At 72.8% G+C, this 2,423-nt stretch carries 3 protein-coding genes; all 3 read right to left on the bottom strand.

Annotated features, from left to right (window positions below):
- Positions 1–1,082, bottom strand: a 1,082-nt coding sequence (locus NHG85_RS03740) for a formyltransferase family protein (protein WP_305884591.1), incomplete at its 3' end; no start/stop codon positions are given.
- Positions 1,079–2,074, bottom strand: a complete 996-nt coding sequence (locus NHG85_RS03735) for a glycosyltransferase (protein WP_253329961.1) — start codon at positions 2,072–2,074, stop codon at positions 1,079–1,081. The genes NHG85_RS03740 and NHG85_RS03735, both read right to left, overlap by 4 nt.
- Positions 2,061–2,423, bottom strand: a 363-nt coding sequence (locus NHG85_RS03730; RefSeq protein WP_253329959.1) for a hypothetical protein, incomplete at its 5' end; no start/stop codon positions are given. The genes NHG85_RS03735 and NHG85_RS03730, both read right to left, overlap by 14 nt.

The raw sequence follows: 2,423 nt of genomic DNA, 5'->3' as shown, positions 1-2,423 counted from the left end.
GCCAGCGCCGCGATGCGCCGCTCCGGCGTGGCATCGACCGACAGCGCGCGGCTTTCGCCCTCTCCCTCACCGGTCGCCTGCGGCGTGGCAAATCCGGCAAGCGCGACCGGGCGCAGCGCTTCGAGCCGCGCGCGCCAGCCCGGCTCGGCCCCGGCCAGCCGCGCCATCCGCGCCGTCAGCGGTTCCGCCTGCGTGACAGGCAGCCGGTCACCGGCGGCAAAGAGCGTATCGGCGGCACAGGGCCGGCCATCGGGGCGGCGCAGCCCCGACAGGCGCAACACCCCGTCCTCGAAGACCAGATCGAGGCTTTCCTCCGAAACGGCGTGCAGCGTGCCGGGCGCCTCGTTCGGACGCGCATCGTCGCCAAGCGCGGCCGCGCCCACCAGCACCGGCCCCTGCGGGCCGGCGATCTTGGGACAGCACAGCGGGTTTTCCCGATCGCCGTGATCGAGCGCGCGCACCAGCCGCAGCGCCGCTTTGAGCGGGCCACGCCCGTCGATCAGCGCATCGGCGGGCGGGCGGTCGGCGGCGCGGTGCATCCGTCCCTGCCCGGCGGGCTGCGGCCGGGGCCGTAACCCGTGGCGCATCTGCGCGAAGACCTCCGCCAGGCTCTCGATCGCGGCGGCAAAGCACAGCGCGTTGAGGCTTTGGGCCGTGGCCCCGGGCGGAATGTCGAAGCCCTGCCGCACGAGGATGTCGCCCGCGTCGATCCCGGCGGTCATCAGGTGCCAGGTCACGGCGTGGCGGCGCGCGCCCTCGAGCAGCGCCCAGACCGGCACGTTGCGCCCCGCCCGTTCGGGCAATGGCCCGTCGTGAAAGTTGATCGCACCCTTCGCGAAGCGCGCCAGCACCGCCCCGGGCAAGGGCCGCAGGTTGCCCGCGCTGAGCAGCCAGTCGATCCCGCCCGGCAGTTCGTCGAGCCGGTCGGGCGGCAGCGTGGCGATGCCCTGCGCCTCGGCATGGGCGCGCAGCGGCGCGTGTCGCGTGATCACGAGCGAGACCCGCAGCCCTGCCTCCTGCGCCATCCGCGCCGCCTCGAGCGCCAGCGCGGTCTCCCCGATCAGTGCCAGCGTCATGCTCATGCCCTCGTCCTCGTCGAAACCGCGCGCGACCCGGACACATGGCCCAGCTCGTGACGGATCATGCCGCGCAGGAACCCCGGCGGATCGCCCGTTTCGCGCCGCATCGCGAGGCAGCGCAGCCGGTGCAGCCCGCCGGACAGAAGATGCAGCCCCGTCGCCGCAAAGCCGCCCGCCGCGCCGAAATGCCTGCGGAAATAGAGGCGGCGCGAATCGTACCAGTAGTCCGGCACGCGGGCCCAGGAGCCCATGCCGGTCGAGACCGAACCGATGTGCTGCACGTGGCTCTCGCGGACGAAATGCGTCTCGAAGCCGGCGGTGCGGGCGCGGCGGCACAGGTCGGTCTCCTCGAAATACAGAAAGAACCCTTCGTCGAAGCCGCCGGTCGCATCGAGCATCCCGGCGCGCATCATCAGGCTCGCCCCGGCCACCCAGTCCACCGGGCCGCTCTGCTCGGGCATCCGCATCCAGACGCTGTGCCGCGACATAAGCCGCGACACCGGGCCGAAGCGCAGCGGCCCCTCGATCTCCGACAGGAGCGAGGGAAAGCGGAAGGCCGAGACATGCGGCGCGCCGTCGGCCCCTTCGAGCCGGCTGCCGGCCAGCCCCGCCTCGGGGTGCGCCTGCATATGCGCCAGAAGCGCGGTGATCGCGTGTTCGTCGGGAAAGGCGTCGGAGTTGAGCACATAGACGAAATCCGCGGCCCTGCCCTCCGCGAGCCCGGCGCGGATGCCCGCGTTGTTGCCCGCGCCGAAGCCGCCATTGCGCCCCGATTGCACCACCCGCACCCGCGGCGCCCAGCCGCGCGCCGCCACTGCCTCGCGCAGCAGCGCCTCCGACCCGTCGCCCGAATCGTTGTCAACGATGACGATGCCGCCCTGAATTGTCCGCATCGCATGGAGCGCGCTCTCGGTGGCGCGCAGCGTCATCTCCGGCGTGCGCCAGTTCAGGATGACCGTCAGCAGGCGGGTGTCGTGCCCGTCACTCCGCGGCATGCAGCCTCGAGGTCGGCGCATCGGTCTCGGTCGCCGCCATCACGGCCCGGATCCGGGCCGCGAGCGCCTGTGCGTTGGGGTCCAGCACCATGCTGTCGTGATCGCCCGGCACTTCAATCACCTCCAGCGCCGGTGCCCAGTCGCGCCAGCCGTTGTCGTCGAGAACATATTGCCGATCCTTGTCCACCACGCGCCCGCCCGCAAGGTGCCAGCGCCCCGTCACCGGCGGGCGGAACAGCGTCATGGGGCCGTCCCAGCGCCGCAGCCGGTAGGCGGCGCTGGCCTCGTAGAAGGCGGCCTCGATCGCCGCCTCGACCGGGCTCGCGCTCGGCTGCGCCGCAAGGCGGCC

It is taken from the genome of Limimaricola litoreus (assembly GCF_024159025.1).
GTDB lineage: Bacteria > Pseudomonadota > Alphaproteobacteria > Rhodobacterales > Rhodobacteraceae > Limimaricola > Limimaricola litoreus.
This window is presented reverse-complemented; position numbering and strand designations above follow the sequence as displayed.